Genomic DNA, 24,488 nt, shown 5'->3' on the forward strand with positions numbered 1-24,488 from the left:
TCAGCCACCGTCGCTCGCGTCCCGCCGCCGCAGTCCGGCGGCGAGACCGGCGGCCGTGCGGTGCCGGAAGACCTCCCTGGGAGCGGCCTCCCAGCCCCCGGCCCGCAGGAGCCCGGCCAGCCGCACCGTGACGATGCTGTCGCCGCCCAGGGCGAAGAAGTCGTCGTCGGCGCCGATCCTGGGCAGGGCCAGCACCCGGGCCATGGCGGCGCAGACCGCCGTCTCCCGCTCCCCCACCGGCTCCCGCCCGCCGGCCGCGGCGCCGAAGTCCGGGGCGGGCAGCCGGTCCCGGTCCAGCTTGCCGTTGGCGGTCACGGGCAGCGTCTCCAGCAGCACGACCGCCGCCGGGACGAGGTGTCCGGGCAGCCGCTCGGCGAGCCAGGCCCGCAGCGCGACCGGGTCGGGGGCGGTACCGGGCCGGGGCGCCCCGTACGCGACCAGGCGGCGCACCCCGTCGTCCTCCCGGGCGACGACGACCACCCGGGAGAGGTCCGGGTGGGCGGCGGCGACCGTCTCGATCTCGCCCGGCTCGATCCGGAAGCCCCGGATCTTCACCTGGTCGTCGACCCGGCCGAGGAACTCCACCGCCCCGTCCACCGTCCAGCGCGCCAGGTCCCCCGTCCGGTAGAGCCGGCTGCCGTCGGCGGCGAACGGGTCCGCGACGAAGCGTTCCGAGGTGAGCGCGGCCCGGCCCCGGTAGCCACGGGCCAGCCCGGCACCGGCGAGATACATCTCCCCCGGCACCCCCGGTGGCACGGGCCGCAGACCCGCGTCCAGCAGGTGGACCCGGGCGTTGTCCACCGGCCGTCCGATCAACTGGCTCTCGCTGTCGCGGACATGGGCGACCATGGCGTCCACGGTGCCTTCGGTGGGACCGTACAGGTTGACCACGTCGGTACCGGGCAGCTCCCGCAGCCGGGCCCACTGGCTGTCGGGGACGGCCTCGCCGCCGACGCCGAGCAGCGGCAGCGGGCAGCTCCCGCCCTCGGTCAGCCCGGCCTGCTCCAACTGGGCGAGCACGGTGGGGGCGACCTCGATGAAGTCGATGGCGTGGTCCCGCAGATAGCGGTGCAGCCGGTCCGGGTCGCGCTGGATGTCCTCGGACAGGACATGCACGCAGTGGCCGTGGAACATCCACAGCTGGGGCTGCCAGGAGGCGTCGAAGGAGAACGACCAGGCGTGCCCCACGTGCAGACGGGAGCGTCCTGTGCGCTCGACGACCGGCTCGTACAGGGCCCGGCGGTGGCTGTGGAAGAGATTGACGACGCCCCGGTGGGTGATCACGACCCCCTTGGGGACGCCGGTGGAACCGGAGGTGTAGATGAGGTACGCCGGATTCTCCGGCCGCAGCGGGCGCGACCGGTCGGCGTCGGTGGGCGGCCGGTCGGACCGGGCGGCGAGCGCCGCCCGCGTCCCGGGGGCGTCGAGCAGCACGGTGGCCGGGTGCCCGGTCCGGTCGGCGAGCGCGGTGGTGGTGAGCAGGAGGGCGGGTGAGGCGTCGGCCAGCATGAACGTCAGGCGTTCGGCCGGATAGTCGGGGTCGAGCGGCAGATAGGCGGCTCCTGCCTGGTGCACGGCCAGGATGCCGATGAGCATCTCCTCCGTGCGCGGCAGCATCAGCGCCACGAGATCCTCGGGGCCGACGCCTCGGGCGATCAGCTCGTGGGCGAGACGGGCGGCGCGCCCGCCGACCTCGTGGAAGCTCAGGACCGTGTCGCCGTGGACCAGCGCCGGGGCCCCGGGGTCGGTCGCGGCCGCCTCGGCGAAGAGGCCGGGCAGGGTCTGCTCCGGGTGGGGCCGGGGGGCGGGGTTCCAGTCGTCGAGGACACGGCGGCGCTCGTCCGGTGCGAGGGCCTGGAGGCGGTGGACGCGGCTGTCGGGGCGGCTGCCGACCTCGGCGAGCAGATGGGTGAGCCGGTCCATCAGGGCGGCCGCCTGCTCCGGCCCGAAGAGGTCGGGCCGGTATTCGAGGGTGAGGTGACCGCCGGGGACGACGGCGAGGGTCAGCGGGTAGTGGGTGGCGTCGGTGTGCTCGCTGCCGGTGACGGTGAGTTCCCCGGACCGCTCCGCGCGGCGCAGTCCTTCCCCGTCGACGAAGTAGTTCTCGAACACCAGCAGGGTGTCGAAGAGTTCGCCCGCTCCGGCGCTCCGCTGGATGTCGGCCAGGCCCAGGTGCTGGTGTGCGGTGAGCTTCGCCTGCTCCGCCTGGAGCCGGGCCAGTGCCTGGCGTACGGTGCCGCCCTCGCGCAGGTCGACGCGGACGGGCAGGGTGTTGATGAAGAGGCCCGTCATGCTCTCCACGTCCTCGATCTCCGGCGGCCGTCCGGAGACGGTGGCTCCGAAGACGACGTCCTCGCGCCCGGTGTGGCGGGCGAGCAGCAGGCCCCAAGCGAACTGGATCACCGTGTTGAGGGTGACGTCGGCGCTCCTGGCGAGCGTCTGGAGGCTTTCGCGCAGCCTCGCGTCGAGCCGGCGCGGGATCCGGTCGGAGAGAGCGGGGCGCCTGCCGGGGTCGGCGGGGGCGATGAGGGTCGGCTCCGTGATTCCCTCCAGTGCCTCCCGCCAGGCGTCCTGGGCGGCCCGCTCGTCCTGGGCGGTGCGCCAGGCCAGGAAGTCCCTGAACGACCGTCGCCTGGCCGGGGGTTCGGCGGGGCCGGTGAGGGAGGCGTACAGAGACAGCAGTTCCTGGATCAGGACGGGCACCGACCAGCCGTCGAGGATCGCGTGGTGGTTGGTGACCAGCAGGGTGTGTTCCCGCTCCCCCGTGCGCACCAGCCGCAGGCGCAGCAGGGGCGGCGCGGTGAGGTCGAAGGGCCGGGTGCGGTCGGCCTCGGCGAGGGCCCGCAGCGTCTTCTCGCGGGTGTCGGCGGGTTCGGGGCGCAGGTCGTTCTCGGACCAGTCGGGGGCCACGTCGTCGAGCACGATCTGCACGGGACGGCTCCCCGCGCTGACGAACGCGGTGCGCAGAGCGGGGTTGCGGTCGAGCAGGGCGGCTCCGGCGCGGCGCAGGGCGGCCGGGTCGAGGTCGCCGGAGAGGCGCAGGGCGAGCTGCATGGTGTAGACGTCGATGTCGTCGCCCGCCAGGTGGGTGAGGGCGTACAGCCCTTCCTGGAGCGGGGTGAGCGGCCAGACGTCCCGGAGCGCGGGCGACCGCGCCTGGAGCGCGTCGACCTGTTCCTGGTCCAGTCGTACGAGGGGGAAGTCGGACGGGGTGTGGACGGGGCCGGCCGGTGCGTCGGCGAGGGTGTTCAGCGCCTCGCACCACAGGTCCAGCAGGCGTTCGGCGCCCTGGGCGTCGAGGATGCCGGTGGCGTACGTCCACCGGGTGGCGAGCCTGGGGCCGTCCGGGCCGTCGACGGTGGAGGAGATGATCTCCAGCGGGAAGAGCACGGGGACGGTGTTGCGGACCGGGCGCAGGGTGGGGAGCGCTTCCGGGGCGGGGGACCAGGCGGCCGGTTCGGCGTCGTCGGCCGTGGGGCCGGGGCCGGGGAAGCGGCCGAGGTAGTTGAGCACGATCTCCGGGGTGCGGGTGGGGCCCGCCGGGTCGTCCAGGTGGTGCAGCAGCCCGTGGCCGATCCCCCGGTCGGGGGTCTCCCGCAGGTGTTCCTTGACGGCCATCAGGGCGCGGAGGGCCTCGTCACCGGCTGTCCCCGCCGACGGGGAGAAGTCCGCTGCGGAGAGGTCCGGAGAGACCGGGTACCAGCTGGTGAACCACCCGACGGTGGTGGAGAGTTCGGATCCCGGCACGACGCTCTCCTCGCGCCCGTGCCCCTCGACGGCGATCACGTCGTGCCCGGCCCGCCGGCCGCGTTCCCGGCGCCAGCGGGCCAGCGCGAGGGCGGCGGCGGCCACGAGGACGTCGTGGACGGAGCCGTGGACGGCGGCGGGGACGCGGGTGATCAGGGCGCGGGTGAGGTCGGGGTCCAGGGTGCGTTCGAGGTGGGCGACGGTCTCCTGGGTGTCGAGGGCCGGGTCGAGGGGGCGGGCCCCGAGGGCGGGGGCGTCGCGCTCCGCGCGGGCACGCCAGGCGGGGGCCTCGGCCCGGCGGGCCGGGGTGGTCGCGGCGTCGGCGAGCCCGAGGGCCCACTGCCGGAAGGAGGTGGAGTCGCCGGGCGGGGCGGGCGGGTTTCCGGCGAGGACGTCGTCGTGGGCGGCGGCGAGGTCGGCGGTGAGGATCCGCCAGGAGACCCCGTCGACGGCGAGGTGGTGGACGACCAGGATCAGGCGTCCGCCGCGGCCGGGGCCCCGGTCGCACCAGACGGCCCGGACCAGTTCGCCTGCGGCCGGGTCCAGTTGGTCAACGGCTTCGGCGGCCAGGGCGGCGGTCAGCTCCGCCGCCCGCTCCGCGCTCTGAGCTCCGGCGTCCACGGGGAGCAGCACCGGTTCGGCGGGCGGGTCGGTGGGGCCGGGGATGTGCAGCGCCTGGTTGCCCGGTTCACCCACCAGGGTCGCCCGCAGCATCGGGTGGCGGTCCAGCAGCCTGGTGAGGGCGGCGGTCAGGGTGGCGTGGGTGGCCTCCGGCGGGGTGACGAGGTGGGCGTACTGGTGGAGCCCGTCGACCGGTCCCCGCTGGAGCGCCCACCGCATGATCGGGGTGAGCGGGGCCCGCCCGGCGGGGTCCAGCCGGGGTACGGAGGCGGTCCCGGCGGTCGCGGCGGCGCGGGCGAGCGCGGCGGGGGTCTTGTGTTCGAAGACGTCCCGGGGGGTGAGGGTCATTCCGGCCCTGCGGGCGCGGGCGACCAGTTGGATGGAGAGGATGCTGTCGCCGCCGAGGGCGAAGAAGCTGTCCTCGGCCCCGGCGGCCGGAATGCCGAGCAGTTCGGCGAAGAGCGCGGTGAGCACCGCTTCCCGGATGCCGCGCGGGGCGACGGCGGTGGCCGTGGCGGCGAGGTCGGGGGCGGGCAGGGCGGTGCGGTCGAGCTTGCCGCTGGGGGTGAGCGGCAGGGCGTCCAGGGTGATCAGGGCGGTGGGCACCATGTGGTCGGGGAGCCGTCGGGCGATGCGTTCGGTGATCTCGCCGGTGTCGGGCGACGCACCGTTGGCGGGGACGAGGTAGCCGGTGAGCACGGGCCGCCCCGGGGTGTCCTCGCGCAGGACGACGGCCGAGGCCGCGACCTGGGGTTCTTCGGCGATGACGGCTTCGATCTCGCCGAGTTCCACGCGCAGACCGCGCAGCTTGATCTGCCCGTCGGTCCGTCCGACGTAGAGCAGCGCGCCGTCCGCCCGCCGCCGTACGAGGTCGCCGGTGCGGTAGAGGCGCTCCCCCGGCCCGCCGAACGGGTGGGCGACGAAGCGGTCCGCGGTGAGGGCGGGCCGGCCGAGGTAGCCGCGGGCGAGCTGCGGGCCGCTCAGATACAGCTCTCCCGTGACGCCGTCGGGGACGGGGCGCAGTCCGGCGTCGAGGACGTACGTGCCGGTGTTGTGGACGGGGCGCCCGATGGGCACGCTCCCGCCCCGCTCCCCCGTGGCCTCCCAGGCGGTGACGTCGATGGCCGCCTCGGTGGGCCCGTACAGGTTGTGCAGGCTCACGCCGGGCAGGACGTCGCGCACCGTCCGGGCCAGGGAGGCGGACAGCGCCTCGCCGCTCGCGACGATCCGGCGCAGTCCGGTGCAGTCGGCGGCGCGGGGCTCGGCGGCGAACGCGGCCAGCATCGAGGGGACGAAGTGCACGGTGGTGACACCGTGCCGGATGACCGCCTCGGCGACCTCGGCGGGGTCGCGGTGGAGCCCGTCGGGCAGGACCACGAGGGTCGACCCGGTGAGGATCGGCAGGAAGAACTCCCATACGGAGACGTCGAATCCGGCCGGTGTCTTCTGCAGGACGCGGTCCTCGGGCCCGAACGGGAAGTGGCCGGCCATCCAGCGGAGCCGGTTGACGAGGGCGGTGTGGGTGATGACGACGGCCTTGGGGCGGCCGGTGGAGCCGGAGGTGTAGAGGACGTAGGCGGCGTGCTCGCCGCGCAGCCCGGGGTGGGCGCCGACGGGTGCGGCCGCTTCCTGTTCGGCCCGTACGTCCGGGGCGTCCGCCTCCAGCACGGCGAGGCCGTCGGGGACGGGCAGCTTCTGCCGCAGCGCGGTCAGGGTGATCAGGAGGCGCAGGCCGGCGTCGGTGAGCATGTGGGCGACGCGGTCGGCCGGGTACTCGGGGTCGACGGGCACGTAGGCTCCGCCCGCGCGCTGGACGGCGTGCAGGGCCACGACGAGGTCGGCGCCCCGGGGCAGCGCCACGGCGACGCGTGTCTCGGGGCCGACGCCCCGGTCCCGCAGGAGTGCGGCGAGCCGCCCCACGCGCCGGTCGAACTCCTCGTACGAGAGGCTGATCCCGGCGTCGATCAGGGCGGGCACGGACGCCCCGGCGGCGTACCGCTCGGCGAGGAGTCGCGGCAGGGGCGCGTCCGGCAGGGGCCGCTCCTCACCGGTGGACGCCGCGAGCACCCGGGCCCGTTGCGGGGCGCTGAGCACGGCGGCCCGGTGCACGGGGAGTTCGGGGCGCGCGACCAGGGCGGCGAGGAGGGTGACGTAACGGTCGGCCAGGGCCTGCGCGGTGGCGTGGTCGAAGAGGCTGGTCTGGTAGATCAGCATGCCGTTGATCCCGGCCCCGTCGGGGCGCTCGGCGAGCGTGAACTGAAGGTCCAGCTTGGCGACTCCGGGGTCCGCGCTGACGGGGGTGACGTCGAGGCCCGGCAGGGTGAAGGTGTCCTCGGCGACGTTCTGGAAGACCAGCAGGACCTGGAAGAGCGGATTGCGGGCGAGGGTCCGCTCGGGGGCGACGATGTCGACGAGCTGCTCGAACGGCAGGTCGGCGTGGTCGAAGGCGGCCAGGTCGGCGTCCCGGACCCGGGCGAGCAGTTCGTGGAACGTGGGGCGGCCGCTCAGGTCGGTGCGCAGGACCAGGGTGTTGACGAAGAAGCCGATGAGGTCGTCGAACTTCTCGTCGGTGCGGCCGGCGACCGGGGTGCCGAGGGGGATGTCGGTGCCCGCCCCGTGCGCGGAGAGGAGCACGGCCAGGGCCGCCTGGACCGCCATGAACACGCTCGTGCCGTTGCGGGCGGCGAGGCTCCGCAGGTCCGCGTGGACCGCCGGGTCGACGGCGAAGGTGACGGTGGCCCCCTCGTGGGTCTCCTCGGCGGGGCGCGGCCGGTCGTAGGGCAGGGCCAGTTCGTCGGGCGATCCGGTGAGCGTCCGCTCCCAGAAGGCGGCCTGGCGGGCGACCTGGCTGGTGGGGTCGCTCAGCTCGCCGAGGACGTCGCGCTGCCAGAGCGCGTAGTCGGCGTAGTCGACCGGGAGCGGCTCCCAGTCGTGCTCGGCGCCGGTCACCCGTGCGGTGTAGGCGGTGCGCAGATCGTCGACGAGGGGGCGCATCGACCATTCGTCACCGGCGATGTGATGCAGGGTCAGGGCCAGGACGTGGTCGGTCCCGGTGCGCAGGAGCTGAGCCCTGAGCGGGATCTCCTCGATGATGTCGATGGGCTGCGTCACCCGGGCCCGCAGCGCCGCTTCGAGATCGGCCTCGGCGACCTCGGCCACCTCGGTGAAGGTCCGGTCGCAGGCGGCGCGGGCGCTCTCCTCGTCGAGGATGTGCTGGTGGGGCAGTCCGTCGGCGTCCGGATAGACCGTGCGCAGGCTCTCGTGGCGGGTGACGACGTCGCCGACGGCCAGCCGCAGCGCCTCCCGGTCCGGCTCTCCGCCCAGGCGGACCACGATGAACAGGTTGTACGTGGCGCTGGGACCGTCCAGGCGGTGCAGGAACCACAGCCTGCTCTGGGCGAACGACAGCGGGATCCGCTCGCCGGGGCGTCGTTCGCGCCGCGCGGGGGCGGTGCGGGCGACCGGGCGCGGCAGCACGGTCCTGGCGAGTGCGGCCGGGGTGGGGTGCTCGAAGATGTCGCGCAGGGCGACCTCGACGCCGAGGGTGGAGCGGAGCCGGTTGGCGAGCTGCATGGCGAGCAGCGAGTGTCCGCCGAGGTGGAAGAAGTCGTCGTCGGGCCCGGCACGGTCGAGGCCGAGGACATCGGCGAACAGCTCACCGAGGACGGCCTCGCGGGCGTCCCTGGGCGCGCGGGCCCGCTCCCCTCCGGAGGCCTGGGGTGCGGGCAGGGCTGCCCGGTCGACCTTGCCGTTGGGCGTGAGGGGCAGGGCGGGGAGCTGCATGACCACCGAGGGGACCAGGTGCTCGGGCAGCCGTTCCGCGAGGTAGGGGCGCAGTCCGGTGGCGGTGCCGGTGACGTAGGCGACCAGGCGTACGGAGCCGCCGGTGTCGGGCAGGCCGACGACGACGGTGTCGGTGACGTCGGGGTGGCTCCGCAGGACGGTCTCGATCTCGCCGGGTTCGACGCGGTGGCCGCGCACCTTCAACTGGTGGTCGGTACGGCCGAGGACGCACAGGGTGCCGTCGTCCTGAAGGCGGGCCAGGTCGCCGGTGCGGTACATCCGGCTGCCGGGTCCGCCGAACGGGTCGGCGGTGAACCGGGAGGCGGTCAGCGCGCCCCGGCCGAGGTAGCCGCGGGCGAGACCCGCGCCGCCGATGTACAGCTCGCCGGGCACGCCGGGCGGCACGGGCCGCAGCCAGGTGTCGAGGACGCGCAGGGTGGTGTTGCGCAGGGCGTGTCCGACGTGCGGGGTTCCGCCGTCGGGGGCGAGGTCGGCGACGGTGGACCAGATGGTGGTCTCGGTCGGCCCGTAGAGGTTGAGCAGCCGCGCTCCCCCGGTGGCGAGCCGGTCGGCGAGGTCGGTGGGGAGCGGTTCGCCGCCGCTCAGGACGCAGAGGCCGTCGAGCAGCCCCGGTGCGGCGTCGATGATGCCGCGCCACAGGGACGGGGTGGCCTGGAGATGGGTGGCTCGGGTGCGTTCGGCGAGGCCGGACAGGAGCAGCGGGTCGAGGACCTCCTCCCGCTCGGCGAGGACGACGGCGGCCCCGGTGACGAGCGGCACGAAGAGTTCCAGGGCCGCGATGTCGAAGCTGACGGTGGTGACGGCCAGGAGCCGGTCTCCGGGACCGGATCCGAGGGTCTGCGCGATCGCGTCGAGGAGGTTAGCCAGGGCCCGGTGGGTGACGACGACGCCCTTGGGGTTCCCGGTGGAGCCGGAGGTGTGGATGACGTACGCGGTCGCCTCGGAGGCGGGTGTGATGCCGGGCAGTTCGGTGAGGGGTCCTTCGTGGGGCCCCGGGTCGAGGACGGGGTGGCCGGGGCGGATCACCAGCAGCGGGTCGGAGTCCGCCAGCAGGTAGGCGACGCGGTCGGCCGGGAAGTCCGGGTCGACGGGGACGTACGCCGCTCCGGTGGCGGAGACCGCGAGCAGGACGGCGACCAGGTCGGCGCTCCGGGGCAGCGCGACGGCGATCAGCCGCTCGGGGCGGGCTCCCAGGTCGCGCAGCCGTCCGGCGACGGCGGTGACCCGGGCGGCGAGGCCGGCGTAGCTCCACTCCTCGTCGCCCGCGATCAGCGCGGTCGCGTCGGGGGTCTCGGCTGCCTGCCGCAGGAAGCGTCCGGCGAGGCCGAGCGGGGTGATGTCGTGGGCGGGCCCGTCGAGTCGGGACGGCTCCGCGAGGCCGGGCAGGACGGTGCCCGCGGTGGTGTCGGGGTGGTCGACGAGCTGTTCCAGCACGGAGAGCAGGTGCCCGCCGATGGTGGCGACCCGGTCGGGGTCGAGCAGTTCGGGGCGGTGGTCGAGGGCGAGCGCGAGGCGGTCGCGGCCGGGCAGGGCGACCAGGACCAGCGGGTAGTGGGTGGCGTCGTGCCCGCGGGCTCCGGTGACCAGCAGTCCGGCGGCCTCCTCGGTGCGGCGCAGCTGCTCGGCGTCGACCGGGAAGTTCTCGAAGAGGACGAGGGTGTCGAAGAGTTCGCGGTGCCCGGCGAGGCGCTGGAGCTCGGCCAGCGGCTCGTACTGATGATCCATCAAGATTGCTTGCTGTGCGCCGAGTTGCTGCACGAGGGCGGCGAGGCTCTGGCCGGGGCGCGGGGTGACCCGGGTGGGCACGGTGTTGATGAACAGGCCGATCATGTCGTGCGAGCCGTCGAGGTCGGCGGGGCGTCCGGAGACGGTGACGCCGAACGTCACGTCGGTGCGGCCGGTGAGCCGGCCCAGCAGCAGGCCCCAGGCGCTCTGGAGCACGGTGCTGACGGTGACGTCGCGGGCGCGGGCGAAGGCGTGGACGCGGACCACCAGGTCGTCGGACAACGGGATGTCGACACGTTCGGGCGTGCCGGCGGGCATCGCCTCGGCTCCCGGGACGAGCCGGGTGGGTCCGTCGATCCCGGCGAGCGCCTCCTGCCAGAGGTCCTGCGTCGTGGCGCGGTCGCGGCCGTTCAGCCAGAGCAGGTAGTCGCGGTAGGGGCGGGGGGCGGGACCGGGTGCGCCCCGGTAGAGGGCGAGGAGGTCCCGCACGAGCAGCGGCCCCGACCAGCCGTCGAGGAGGATGTGGTGGGAGGTGACGGCGAGCAGGTGGCGGCGTTCCCCGAGCCGGACGACCGTGAGCCGCAGCAGCGGCGGGGCGGTCAGATCGAAGCCCTGTCGCCGGTCGGCCGCCAGGATGTTCTGGGCCCGTCCCTGCCGCCGCCCCTCGGACAGGTCGGCGGACGTGAGGTCGTAGGCGTGCACGGGGATCTCGGCCTCGGCGGGAATGACCTGGAGCGGGTCGGCTCCCCGGCGGGCGAGGAACCCGGCCCGGAGGTTCGGATGGCGGTCCAGGAGGGCGCGTCCGGCCCGGCGCAGCCGCTCGGCGTCGAGGTCGCCCTCGATGTCGAGGACGGTCTGCGTGGTGTAGACGTCGGGTCCGTCGCCCTCCGCGCCGAAGCCGGTGAGGAAGTACAGACCGGCCTGGAGCGGGGAGAGCGGCAGCAGGTCGGCGAGGGGCTCCCTGGCCTCCAGGGAGTCGATCTCCGGCTGGTCGACCTCGACGAGCGGGAAGTCGCCGGGGGTGTGTCCGCCGGCCGTCGGGTCGTGCAGCAGGCGGCCCAGGTCCCGCAGGGCGGTGGTCCAGAGGGTGGCGAGTCGCTCGACGTCGGCGGTCGCCAGCAGCCGCCCGGGGAAGCTGAAGCCGGCCTGGAGGGCGGGCCCCTCCGGTCCGTCCACGACGGAGGCGTTGAGGGTGAGGGTGTGCGACGCGGGCAGCGCGTCGTCCGCTCCGCCGCCCAGGGAACCGGTCAGGGCCGGGGACCAGGGGGCGGGTGCGCCGGACTGCTCGGTCCCCCCGGACGCTGCGAACCGGCCCAGGTAGTTGTAGGCGATGCGCGCCTCGGGCAGGGCGGCGAGGCGGTCGCGCAGGTCGGGGTGGAGATGGCGCAGCAGGCCGAAGCCGAGGCCGCTGTCGGGTGCGGCCCGCAGTTGTTCCTTGACCCGCTTGAGCGCGGCCGTCAGTCCGTCGCCGCTCGGCGAGCCGATCCCGCCGAGGTCCAGGCGCACGGGGTGCACCGCGGTGAACCAGCCGACGGTGCGTGACAGTTCGGCGCCCGGCACCAGGTGGTCGGCGCGTCCGTGGCCCTCGATGTCGAAGAGGACCGGTTCGGTGTCGCCGCGCCAGGCCGCGAGAGCCAGGGCGAGGGCGGTGACCAGGAAGGTGTCGGGGCCCGTGTGGAAGAGCTCGGGCAGGTCGGTGAGGAGGGGCAGGGTGTGTTCGGGCGCGAGTTCGACGGGGACGGTGGTCACGGTGGCGAGGGTGTCCAGGGCCGGGTCGAGGGCGGGCACGGCCGCCGCCCCGTCACCGAGGACGGCGGTCCAGTGCGCGGCCTCGGCGACTCGTTCGGGGGCGCGTGCCGCCTGTTCGAGGCCTTCGGCCCAGTCGGCGAAGGAGGTCTCCACCGGCGGGAGTTCGGCGGTGCGGCCGTGGCGTTCGGCTTCGAGGGAGACGGCCAGGTCCTGGGTGAGGATGCGCCAGGAGACCCCGTCGACGACCGCGTGGTGGATCAGCAGGGCGAGCAGTCCGCCCCGGTCGGGCCCGGCGTCCAGCCAGACGGCGCGGACCATGGCCCCCGTGTACGGGTCGAGCAGCCGGGCGGCTTCGCGGGCCCGGGCACGCAGGGTGGGCAGCAGCTCCTCGTCGGCCGTCTCGACGGCGTCGACCCGGGTCAGCGGCGTCGGCCCGGCGTCGCCGCCGGGGGCGGGGATCTCCAGGGTGCGGTCGGTGAGCCGGGCCCGCAGGGCGTCGTGGTGGCCGAGGACGCGGCGCAGTCCGGCGGTGAGCTGCTCGGCGGTCGCCCCGGCCGGGGTGTGGAGGACGGCCGACTGGTGGTAGTCGGCGATGGGTCCGCCGCGTTCCACGAGCCGGCGCAGGACCGGGGTGAGCGGGGCGCTGCGCGCGGTGCGCTCGACGGGGGCCGCGGTGTCGTCCACCGTACGGGCGAGGGCGGCGAGTTGCTCGACGGTGCGGCGTTCGAAGACATCGCGGGGGCTGAGCCTGAGGCCCCGGCGGCGGGCGGCCCCGACGAGTTGGATGGCGGAGATGCTGTCGCCGCCGAGCGCGAAGAAGCTGTCCTCCACGCCGACTTCGGGCAGGTGGAGGATGTCGGCGAAGAGGGCGGCGAGTTCCTTCTCCCGGTCGGTGCGCGGGGCGGTGCCGCCGCCGGTGGCGGTGAAGTCGGGTGCGGGCAGGGCCGATCGGTCGGTCTTGTTCGCCGCGGTGAGCGGCAGCGCGTCGAGGAGCACGACCGCCGCGGGGACCATGTGGTCGGGCAGGCCCTCGGCGGCCCAGGCGACGATGTCCGCCGGTCGCGGGTCGCCGCCCGGGGCGGGGACGGCGTGGGCGACGAGCCGTCGGACGCCCCGGTGGTCGGTGTGGCCGGTGACGACGGCCTGAGCGACGGCGGGGTGGGCGGTGAGGCGGGCCTCGACCTCGCCGGGCTCGACGCGGAAGCCGCGGATCTTCAGCTGGTGGTCGGTGCGGCCCGCGTACTCCAGCTCTCCCCTTTCGTTCCAGCGGGCCAGGTCACCGGTGCGGTACATGCGGGTGCCGGGCTCCCCGAACGGGTCGGCGACGAAGCGGTCGGCGGTGATCCGCGGACGTCCGAGGTAGCCGCGGGCGAGGCCGGGCCCGCCGATGTACAGCTCGCCCAGGACGCCGGGGGCGACCGGGCGCAGGGCGCCGTCGAGGACGTAGGCGCGCTTGTTGACGTCCGGGGGGCCGATCGGCACGGGGCCGCCGGTCCACGCGGCCGGAACCTCCCAGGTGGCGGAGTTCACCACGGCCTCGGTGGGTCCGTAGGCGTTGAACAGGCGGTGCCGGTCCGCCCAGGCGCGGACGACCTCGGGGGGCAGCGCCTCGGTGCCGACGATCAGGGTCATGCCCTCGGGGAGGGACGCGTCGAGCGGCAGGGAGGCGACGACGGTCGGCGGGATCACGGCCAGGGTGATGGCGGCCCGGTCCAGGAAGTCGGCGAGCGGCGCTCCGGCACGCTCCTCCTCCGGGACGATCACCAGAGTGGCGCCGGAGAAAAGGGAGTTGGCGAGTTCGGCGAAGGTGACGTCGAAGCTGGGGGACGCGAACTGGGTGACCCGGTCGCCGGGCCGGGTGGCGAAGCAGGCGTGGGCCCAGGCGATGAGGTCGACGAGCGGACGGTGTTCGACGAGGACGCCCTTGGGGCGGCCCGTGGAGCCGGAGGTGTGGATGAGGTAGGCGCCGTTGTGCAGGCGCAGGGGGGCCCGGCGGTCGGCGTCGGTGGGGTTGTGGTCGGGCAGCCCTTCGGGCAGCCGGTCGGTCGCGATGACGGTCGCGTCGCCGGACCAGGCCGTGTGGTCGGTGCCGGAGTGGGTGAGGACGACGGTGGCCCCGCTGCCGGTGATCAGGCCGGTGAGGCGTTCGGCGGGCTGGTCCGGGTCGAGCGGGGCGAAGACGCCGCCCGCCTTGCCGACGGCGAGCTGGGCGACGTAGACGTCGGCTCCCCGGCGCAGGGCGACGCCGACGACGTCCTCGGGGCCGGTGCCCGCCGCGATGAGGGCGTGGGCGAGCAGGTTCGCGCGGGTGTTCAGCTCGGTGTACGTGAGGACGCGTCCGGCGTCGTCGACGGCGGGCCGGTCGGGGTGAGCGGCGGCCTGCCGCTCGAAGAGTACGGGCAGGGTGGCGGGTTCGACGTCGACGGTGTCGGCGTTGAAGGCGGTGAGGACCCGGTCGCGCTCCTCGGGGGTGAGGAGGTCGGTGCGGGGCAGCGGACGGTGCGGGTCGGCGGTGAACTCCTCGACGGCGCGCCGCAGTCGGGCGGCGACGCGCACGGCGTCGTGCTCGCTCAGGGCGTCGGTGCGGTAGCTCAGCCGCAGGACCGGTCCCCCGTCGGGCCCGGGGGCCGCGACCAGGGTGAGCGGGTAGTGGGTGGCGTCCCTGCCGGTGACGGCCTCGACGCGCAGCCCGGCGAACTCCTTGGTCTCCGAGCCCTCCCGGTCGTCGGGCCCGGTGTCGACGAGGTAGTTCTCGAACACGCACAGCGTGTCGAACAGCGGGCCGCCGCTGTCGGTGAGCTTCTGGATCCGGGCGAGCGCGACATGGTGGTGCGCCAGGAGGGCGGCCTGCTCGCCCGCGGTGCGCCGGACCAGTTCGGCGAGGGTCTCGTCGTGCCGGATCCGGACGCGTACCGGAAGGGTGTTGATGAACAGCCCGACCATGGACGCGGCCCCGGCCAGTTCGGCGGGCCTGCCGGACACGGTGGTGCCCGAGACCACGTCCTGGCGTCCGGTCATATCGGCCAGGACCAGGGACCACAGGGTCTGTACGACGACGGGCACGGTGACGTCCAACGCCCGCGCGGCGGCGACCAGGGCCCTGGCGGAGTCCGGGGACAGTTCCACGTCCCGGGCGGCCGGCACGGCCTGCGGCTGTCCGTCGAGACCGGGTGCGACGACCGTCGGGCCGTCGAGACCGGCCAGCGCCCCGCGCCAGGCGCGCTCGTCGGCGCCGGTGTCCTGGGCGGCGGCCCAGGCCAGGTAGTCGCGGTACGGGCGGACCTCGGGCAGGGCGGTGGGCGACCCGTCGGCCGCGTACAGGGCGAAGAGCTCCTGGACGACGCGGGCGGTGGACCAGCCGTCCAGCAGGAGGTGGTGGTGGGTGAACAGGAGCCGGTGGCGTTCGGGGGCCAGGCGGATCGCGGTGAAGCGGACGAGGGGCGGCCGGGCCAGGTCGAAGCGGGTGTGCCGGTCGGCGTCGGTGAGGCGTCCGACCCGCCGGTCGCGCTCGGCCGCGTCGAGGCCGGAGAGGTCGGCGTCCTGCCAGGGGATGTCCACGGTGTGCGGGACGACGGTGACCGGGTCGCCGTTGCGGCGGGTGCGGAAGGCGGCCTTGAGGTTGGGGTGGCGGGTCAGGAGGGCCTCGACGGCGCGGCGCAGGCGGTCCGTGTCGAGCGGTCCCGTCAGGTCCAGGCCGAGCTGCACGTTGTAGACGTCCAGCGCGCTGTCGTCGTAGGACGACAGGAAGTAGAGCCCCTGTTGGAGCGGGGACAGCGGGAGTATGTCCTGCAGTCCCTGGGGTGCGCCGGTCACGTGGTCCTCCACTCGTCTTCGAACTCGTCGATTTCGTCCTGGCTCAGCGACAGCAGGCCGAGGTCGGACGGGGTGTGCCCGGCGGCCTGGGTGCGGGCGGCCGCCACCAGGGTCTCCAGGGCGGTGCGCCACCAGCGGTCCAGGACCGCGATCTCCTCGCCGCTCACGAGCCGGCTCGCGTGGTGCCAGCTGACCGAGAGCTCGGTGCCCGAGGGGCGGCGCAGCGCGGTGATGTCGAGATCCACCGCGGTGTGGACGCCGAGCGCGGGGGCCGGGCGCCACACGGCGGCCGACTCGGGGCTCGGGGTCCAGGGTTCGGGTGCGGCGGCGTCGTTCTCGCCGACGTCGTAGCGGCCCAGGTAGTTGAAGCCGGTCAGGGGTTCCGGGCGGGCGGCGAGCGCGGCCCCGGACACGGGGTCCAGGTGGCGCAACTGCCCGTAGCCGATGCCGTGGTCGGGGACGGCGCGCAGGTGCTCCTTGACCTGCTTGAGGAACCGTCCGGCCGCGTTCGGGTCCGCGATGGTGGTGTCGGGTCCGGCTTCCGTGAGGCGCCCCCGGAACGGGTACTGGCTGGTGAACCAGCCCACCGTCCGGGCGGGGGCGGCGACTTCGGGGAGCGCGGCGTCCCGGCCGTGCCCTTCGAGCAGGACGAGGGTGCTCTCCTCGCTGCGCCAGCGGCTGTGGGCGAGGACGAACGCGGTGAGCAGGACGTCCTGTTCGGTGCAGTGGAACGCGGTGGTCACCTCGTTCAGGGCGGGTTCGGCCAGGTCGGAGGGGATCGTGGTGATCAGCCGGTGGACGGTGTCCGGGGTGTCCGTGGCGGGGTCGGGTACCCGGCCGTACGGAGCGGGCCCGGTGTCGCCCAGCACCTCGCTCCAGTACGGGAGTTCGGCGCGCCGGTCGGCGGCGGAGCCGGTGAGGGCGCGGGACCAGGTGCGGAAGGAGGTCTCGACCGGGGGCAGCGGCGTGTCCGGGTCGGCGCACAGCTGGGCGAGGTCGGGCAGCAGGATCCGCCAGGACACCGCGTCGACCACCAGGTGGTGGGCGACCAGCAGCAGCCGGCCGGGTCCCCCGTCGCCGGGGTCGAGGAGGGCGGCGCGCAGCATCCGGCCGGTGTGCGGGTCGAGTTCGCCGACGGCGGTGCGCGACGCCTCGGTGACGGCGTCCGGGAGGGAGGCGCCTCCGTCCCCGGGAGCGGGGAGGTGCCGCAGCACGTCGTCGGTGAAGACCGGGGCCTCGGGGACGAGGAGCGTCCAGGCGTCGCCGTCCGCGCCGTCCAGCCGGGCGGCGAGGACGGGGTGGTGGACGACGAGACGCCCGAGCGCCCGGCGCAGCCGCTCGGCGGTGAGGCCGGGCGGGGTCGTCACCAGGAGGGACTGGTGGTAGGTGCGGTGGTCGCCGCCGCGCCGGCGCAGCGCGTGCATGACGGGCGTGAGCGGCACGGCTCCGGCCCCGGGGTCGTGGACCAGGGCCGCGGCCTCCTCCCGCCGGGCCACCCGGGCGAGGGCGGACACGGTGCGCTGCTCGAAGACGTCACGGGGGCTGATCACGAGCCCCCGCCGCCGGGCGGCGCTGACCAGCACGATGGAGGTGATGCTGTCGCCGCCGAGGGCGAAGAAGCTGCTCTGCCGTCCGACGGCGGGCACCTTCAGGAGATCGGCGATGAGTTCGGCGAGGACCTCCTCGGCCGGGTCCCCCGGCCGCTCCCCGGCCGTCGGCTCCGCGACGGCGGGCGCGGGGAGTGCCGAGCGGTCCACCTTCCCGCTCACGGTGAGCGGGAAGCGGTCCAGGACGAGGACGTCGGAGGGCACCAGGGCCCCGGGCAGGAGGCCGGCGCTGTGGGCGAGCAGGTCGGCGGGGAGCGGTGGCGCGGCCGGGTCGTCGGGGGTGACGTAGCCGACGAGCCGGGCCGCTCCCGGCAGGTCGTCGCGTACGAGGACGAGGGCGTCCCGGACGGCCGGGTGGCCGAGCAGGGCGGTGCGCACCTCCGCCGGTTCGATCCGTACGCCGCGCAGCTTCACCTGGTCGTCGGCGCGGCGCAGATACTCCAGCTCGCCGCGCCGGCTCCAGCGGGCCAGGTCGCCGGTGCGGTACAGCCGCTCCCCCGGTGCGCCGAACGGATCGGCGACGAAGCGTTCGGCGGTCCCCGCGCTCCGGCCCAGGTAGCCGAGCGCCAACTGGGCTCCACCCAGATACAGTTCGCCGCTCACCCCGGGCGGCACGGGCCGCAGGGCCGCGTCCAGGACGTAGGCGCGGGTGCCGGCTCCCGGAGCGCCGAGCGGGACGAGGGGCCCTTCACCGGGCACGGCGGTGCGGGCGGTGACGTCGACGGCCGCCTCGGTCGGCCCGTACTGGTTGACGACGGGGGCGGCGAACACCTCGGCGCAGCGCCGCACGAGCGTGTCGGTGAGGGCTTCGCCGCCGCTGAAGATCCACCGGAGCGAGGTGCAGTGCGCCGCGTCCGGTTCGGCGGCGAACAGGGCGAGCATCGAGGGCACGAAGTGGACGGCGTGGACGCCGTGTTCGCGGATCAGCCGGGCGATGCGGGCGGGGTCCCGGTGCTCGTCGGGTCCCGCGACGACGACGGCGGCCCCGGCGAGGAGAGGACCGGTCAGCTCCCAGACCGAGACGTCGAAGCCGGGTGCGGCCTTGGCCAGCATGCGGTCCCCCGGTCCGAGGGGGAAGCGCCGCTGGGTCCAGGCGAGCCGGTTGGCGAGCGCCCCGTGCGGGACGACGACGGCCTTGGGGCGGCCGGTGGAGCCGGAGGTGTGCAGGATGTACGCGGGCTGGGCGGGGTGGGGTGCGGCGGGGGCGAAGTCGGCGGGGGCCGCCGGGCGCGGGTCGTCGAGGAGCAGGACGGGGCGGTCGAACCCGTCGGGCAGCAGGCCCCGGTGGGCGCGGTCGGTGAGGAGCACCGTCGGCGGGTTCGCTTCGAGCAGGGCGGACAGCCGGGCCGCCGGGTGGTCCGGGTCCAGGGGCAGATACGCCCCGCCGGCCTGGAGCACGGCGTGTGCGGCGGTGACCAGGTCCGCCGACCGGGGCAGGAGGACGGCGACGGGTGCGCCATGGCGGACCCCGTGCTCGCGGAGCGGTGCGGCGAGCGACCGGGCGTCGCCGAGGAGTTCGCCGTACCGGACGGTGCGGTCCGCGTCGATCACGGCGGGGGCGTCGGGCGTGCGGGCGGCCCGCTCGGCGAACTCCCGGGCGATGGACAGCGCCCGCACCGGCTCCTCGGCGGTGTTCCAGGTGGTGAGGAGCCGGTGGTGCTCGTCGTCGGTGAGCAGGCGGAGACCGCCGACGGGCCGGTCGGGCCGGTCCGCGAAGGCGGCCAGCACGCGTGCGTACCGGCCAGCGATCGCGCGTACGGTCGCCTCGTCGAAGAGCGCGGTGCGGTAGGTGATGCCCCCGTTCAACACGCCGTCGGCTCCCGGTTCCTGGACCAGGGTGACGGTGAGGTCGAACTTGGCGGTGCGGGTGTGCACCGCGACGGGTGCGCTGGCCAGGCCGCCGAGTTCCGGTCCTTCGGCGGTGCGGGTCTGGTAGTTCAGCATCACCTGGAACAACGGGTGGCGTTCCAGGGAGCGTTCGACGTCCAGCAGGTCCACCAGGCGTTCGAAGGGGACGTCGGCGTGGTCGAGTGCGTCGAGCGTGGCCGACCTGGCGCGGGCCACGAGCTGGGCCGGGGTCGGGTCGCCGCCGACGTCGGTGCGCAGGACCAGGGTGTTGACGAAGAAGCCGACGAGGTCGTGCGCCGCGGCGTCGTCCCGTCCGGCGACGAGTGTTCCCACGGGAATGTCGTCGGCGCCGCCGATCCGGTGGAGCAGGACGGCGAGCGCCGCGTGGGCGACCATGAACGGGGTCGCGCCGGTGCGGGAGGCGAGCCGCCGCAGCCCGGCGGTGACCTCGGCGGAGAGGCCGAAGGCGACGATGCCTCCGTCGTGGCCGGTGTCCGGCCGGCGCGGCCGGTCCATGGGGAGGGGAAGTTCCGCCGGGAGTCCGGCCAGCTGGTCCCGCCAGTAGCGGACCTGCCGGCTGATCTCGCTGTCCTCGTCGGCCTCGTCGCCGAGCAGCTCCCGCTGCCGCAGCGTGTGGTCGGCGTACTGGAGGGGCAGCGGCGCCCACCGGGGGGCCCGGCCGTCCGAGCGGGCGGCGAGGGCGGCGGCCAGGTCGTCGAGCAGCGGGCGCACGGACCATTCGTCGCCGGCGATGTGGTGCAGGACGAGGAGCAGCACGTCGTGGTGCGGACCTGTGCCGCCCTCGGGGACCACCCGGAACAGGCCGGCGCGCAGCGGCGTCTCCCGCTCCAGGGCGAAGGGCGGGCTCGCGGCCTCGGCCAGCGCGGCGTCCAGGGCGTCCGGCGTGGTGGTCCGGACGGTGAGGGGTACGGGGGCGTCGCCCGGGGCGAGGATGCGCTGCACGGCGCGGCCCTCGCGCTCGGGGAACACCGTGCGGAGCACCTCGTGGCGGGCGGTGAGGTCGGCGAGCGCCCGCTCCAGCGCCTGTGCGTCGAGGGTTCCGGTGAGGCGGAGCGCGATGGGCACGTTGTACGCGGCGGTGGGTTCCTCCTCCAGCCGGTGGAGGAACCAGAGGCGTTGCTGCGCGGGGGACAGCGGCGGTTCGGCGGGGCGCGGCCGGTGGGCCGGTTCCGGGGACCGGGCCGCCCTGCGGGCTCCGCGCAGCAGGGCGGCGGTCGCCGCCGGGGTCCGCGCGGTGAACAGGTCGCCGACGGACAGCTCCGCGTCCAGGAGCGTCCGGGCCCGTCCCACCAGGCTCATCGCGGACAGCGAGTGGCCGCCGCGCTCGAAGAAGTCCTCGTGCGGGCCGAAGCCGGGCAGTCCGAGGGCGTCGGCGAAGATCCGGCAGAGCAGTTCGGTGCGCTGGTCGTGCGGGGGCAGGCGGCCGGGGCCCGCCGGTTCGGCGGTGCGGGGGGCGGGCAGGGCGGCACGGTCGGTCTTGCCGTTCTCGGTGAGCGGCAGCGCCTCTACGGCGACGAGGTGGGCGGGGACCTGGTAGTCGGGGAGGCGGGCGGCGAGGCTGTCGCGCAGTGCCTCGGTGTCCAGGACGGTGTCCGGTTCGGGGACCGCGTATCCGACGAGGGCGGGGCCGCCCGGGAGGTCGGTGCGCAGGACGACGACGGCGCGGGCGACGCCCGCCTCGGCGAGGAGGGCCGCCTCGCTCTCCCCGGGTTCGACGCGGTGGCCGCGCAGCTTGATCTGGTCGTCGGTGCGGCCGAGGAAGTCCAGGGCCCCGTCCGGCCGGACGCGCACCAGGTCGCCGGTGCGGTACAGCCGCTCCCCCGGCCGCCCGTGGGGATCGGCGACGAAGCGTGTCGCGGTGCGGGCGGGGCGGCGGTGGTAGCCGCGGGCGAGCCCGGCTCCGCCGATGTACAGCTCGCCGGGGACTCCGGGCAGGGTCGGGCGCAGGGCGGTGTCGAGTACGCGGAGGGTCATTCCGTCGAGCGGCCGTCCGATGGGCAGCGGTCCTTCGTCGGCCGCCCCGGGGTCGAGGGTGTGGGCGGTGGCGAACGTGGTGGTCTCGGTGGGGCCGTAGCCGTTGACGACGCGGAGCCCCGGTGCGGCGGCGTGTGCGGCGGCCACGGCCCCGGGGGCCACGACGTCGCCGCCGGTCCACACCTCGCGCAGGGCGGTGAACGTCTCGGGGGCGTCCTGGGCGAGAAGGGCGAACAGTCCGGCGGTGAACCAGGCGCTGTCCGCTCCCCCGGCCCCGGCCCTCCCGCCGGACTCCTCGCCGGTCAGCAGGGTGCGCCAGCGGGCCGGGTCCAGCGGCGTGTCGGGGGCGAGGAGCAGTTCGCCGCCGCGCAGCAGGGTGCCCCACACCTCGTGGGTGGCCGCGTCGAAGGAGTGCGGGGAGTGGACGAGCACCCGCCGGTGGGCGTCGCCGGCGAACCGGCTGTCCGAGGCGAGGGCGAGGACGGCGCTCTCGGGGACGGCGACGCCCTTGGGTTCGCCGGTGGAGCCGGAGGTGTACATCACGTAGGCGAGCCGGTGCGGGGCGACGGGCGCGGGCGGTGCGCCGGTCCGCCCCGCCGGCGCGTGGTCCACGGGCGGATGGAGCACCGGTACGGGTCCGTACGCGACGGTGTCGGCGCCGGGCCGGCAGACCAGGGCGACCGCACCGGCCGCGTCGAGGACGGTGCGGACGCGCTCGGCGGGCCAGTCGGGGTGCAGCGGCAGGTAGGCGGCTCCGGCCCAGGCCACGGCGAGTTCGGCGACGACCAGGTCCACGGAGCGCGGCAGCAGCAGGGCGACGACCCTTTCGGGTCCGGCTCCCGTCTCACGCAGCCGTTCGGCGAACCGGGCGGCGCGCGCGACGAGTTCCGCGTAGGTCACCGGCTGTCCGCCGCCGAGGGGCCGTACGGCGACGGCGTCCGGGCACTCGGCCGCGACGGCGGCGACCGTTCCGGCGGGGCCCAGGGCGGCGGGAGCCGCCGGGAGGCCGGTGAGGCCGGCCGGTGTCTCCGGCGCGAGGTCCAGCTGCCCGGCGGGGAGGTCCGGCCGGTGGGCGAGGTGGTCCAGGGCGCGGGTCAGCCGGTCGAGGACCGTCCGGGCGGCCGGGATGTCGTAGAGGTCGGGGCGGTGCTTGAGGACGAGCCGCAGCCTGCCGCCCTGGAGGGTGATCGCCAGGGTCAGCGGGTAGTGGGTGGCGTCCCGCCCGCCGACGCCGCGTACGTCGAGTCCGGCGGCGCGTTCGCTGCCGGTGAGCGCGTCGTCGTCGAAGGGGTAGTTCTCGAAGACGGTCATGGTGTCGAGCAGCGCGGGCAGGCCGACGAGTCCCTGAATGTCGGCGAGCCCGAGGTGCTGGTGGTCGAGGAGGGCGGCCTGGCGCGCGTGCAGGTCGGCGACCGCGTCGCCCAGCGTGCGGGCGGGGTCGGTCCGCACCCGGGTGGGCAGGGTGTTGACGAAGAGCCCCAGCATCCCTTCCACGCCGTCGAGTTCGGCGGGGCGGCCGGACACCGCGCTGCCGAAGACCACGTCGTCGCGTCCGGTGAGCCGGGACAGGACGAGCCCCCAGCCGGTCTGGACGACGGTGTTCAGGGTGGTGCCCGTGGTGCGGGCGCGGTCCTGGAGCGCGGCCGTGAGGGCGGGGTCGAGGACGGTCGCGGTCTCCTCGGGGACCAGGGCGGCGGACGGTGTGCCGGCGGGGGCGGTGAGGGTGGGTTCGGTGATCCCGTCCAGGGCGGTGCGCCAGGCGGCCTCGGCGGCCGGCCGGTCGCGGCCGGCGAGCCACCGCGCGTAGTCGGCGAAGGGGCGGCGACGGACCGGCGGACGTCCGGCGTAGGCGTCGAACAGGTCGGTGAGCAGGAGCGGCGTGGACCAGCCGTCGAGCAGCAGGTGGTGGCTGGTGAACAGCAGCCGCCACCGGTCGTCGGCGGTGCGGATGAGGGTGAACCGCAGCAGCGGCGGCCGGTCCGGGGCGAAGGGGCGGGTGCGGTCGTCGGTGACCAGGGCGGTGAGGACGTCGGGGCGGGCCCGGCCGTCGGTGGCGGGGGTCGCGGATACGTCCGGGCGGGCGCGCAGGTCGTGCTCGGTCCACTCCGGCGGGGCGTCGGCGGTCGTGTACTGCACCAGGCGGCCGGTGGCGAGGCGGCGGAATCCGGCGCGGAGGTTGGCGTGCCGGTCCACGACGGTCCGGGCGGCCCCTCGCAGGCGGCCGGGGTCGAGCGGTCCGGTGATCTCCAGCTCCAGCTGGACGACGTAGGTATCGGTCCCGGCCTCCTCGGTCAGCGCGTGGTAGGCGAGACCGTGCTGGAGGGGTGTCAGGGGCAGTACGCCGTCGAGTGCGGGGACCGCCGTTTCGAGCTCGGTGATCTCGTGCCGGTCGAGCGCCACCGGGAAGTCTCCGGGGCTGTGTCCCGCGAAGCCGGGTTCGTCGTGGCGGCGGACGAGTTCGGCGAGGGCCGCGGTGAACCGGTCGGCGATGGCCCGGATCCGGTCGGGGCCGATGAGGTCGGCGGCGTACGTCCAGCGGACGGTCAGCACAGGGCCCTCGGGGCCGTCCAGGGTGGAGGCGTTGAGGTCCAGGACGTGTCCGCCGAGGAGGACCGGCTGCGGTCCCGGGTGCACGGCGTCGGATTCGGGGGCGGGAACCCAGTGCCCGTCCGGGGTGTCGGCGGTGAACCGGCCCAGGTAGTTGAAGGCGATCTGGGCCCCGCTGGGGGCCTGCTGGTGGAGCGCCCCGTAGCCGGCTCCCCGGCCGGGGACCGCCGCGAGCCGGTCGCGGACGTGCTTGACGTCCTGGCCGACGCCTCCGGTGCCGGGGTCCAGCCGGACGGGGTACTGGGTGGTGAACCAGCCGACGGTGCGGGAGAGGTCGGCTCCGGGTGCGAGTTCCTCGTGGCGGCCGTGGGATTCGAGGTCGACCAGGACCGGGGAGTCGCCGCCGACCGCGTGGACGAGCGCGGCCAGGAGGAGTTCGTCGGGGCGCGCGTGGAACGCGGCGGCGGTGGCGGTGAGCAGGGGCGCGGTGAGACCGGGGGCCAGATCGGTGCGGAGTTCGCCGGGGGTGTGCGGGGTGGCCGCCGCGTCCTGGGGGGCGAGCGGGGCCGGCCGGTCCGCCAGGACGCCGTCCCAGTGGGTCCGCTCGGCGGCGAAGCGCTCGGCGTCCCCGTACAGGGCGTCCGTCCAGTGGGCGAAGGAGGTGTCGGGCCGGGCCGGGGGTGTATCGGTGTCGACGGCGTGCGCGAGGTCGGGAAGCAGGATCCGCCAGGACACTCCGTCCATGGCCAGGTGGTGGACGAGCAGCAGCAGCCTGCCGTCCCGGCCGGGCCCGCGCGGGAACCAGACGACCCGGATCAATGAGCCGTGGTCCGGGTCGAGTTCGGCCGCACGGGCACGGGACTGGGCATGGACGGCCCGGCGCAGCTCGGCGTCGTCGCCGGTGACCGGGACGACGGTCAGGAGCGTCGCCGGATCGGGTGCGGTGCCGGAGGGCGTGAGCCGGGGGCGGCCGTCGGGGTGATCGGTGGTGACGCGGGCGCGCAACAGGTCGTGGGTGGCCAGGAGGTGTCC

At 75.4% G+C, this 24,488-nt stretch carries 2 protein-coding genes (1 of these 2 only partly in view); both read right to left on the reverse strand.

Annotated features, from left to right (window positions below; genetic code table 11):
- Complete coding sequence (locus tag IE272_RS22555; RefSeq protein WP_190007703.1) at nt 1-15,459, reverse strand: non-ribosomal peptide synthetase; 15,459 nt, start codon at nt 15,457-15,459, stop codon at nt 1-3.
- Nucleotides 15,456-24,488: the 3' portion of a non-ribosomal peptide synthetase gene (locus tag IE272_RS39140; protein ID WP_190007706.1), read on the reverse strand. It continues 6,558 nt past the right edge of the window; 9,033 of the gene's 15,591 nt are visible here — the last part of the coding sequence; its start codon lies off the right edge, out of view; the stop codon is at nt 15,456-15,458. Before IE272_RS39140 ends, IE272_RS22555 begins: the two co-directional genes overlap by 4 nt.

The sequence above is a fragment of the Streptomyces anulatus genome (genome assembly GCF_014650675.1).
In the GTDB taxonomy this organism is placed as follows: Bacteria; Actinomycetota; Actinomycetes; order Streptomycetales; family Streptomycetaceae; genus Streptomyces; species Streptomyces anulatus.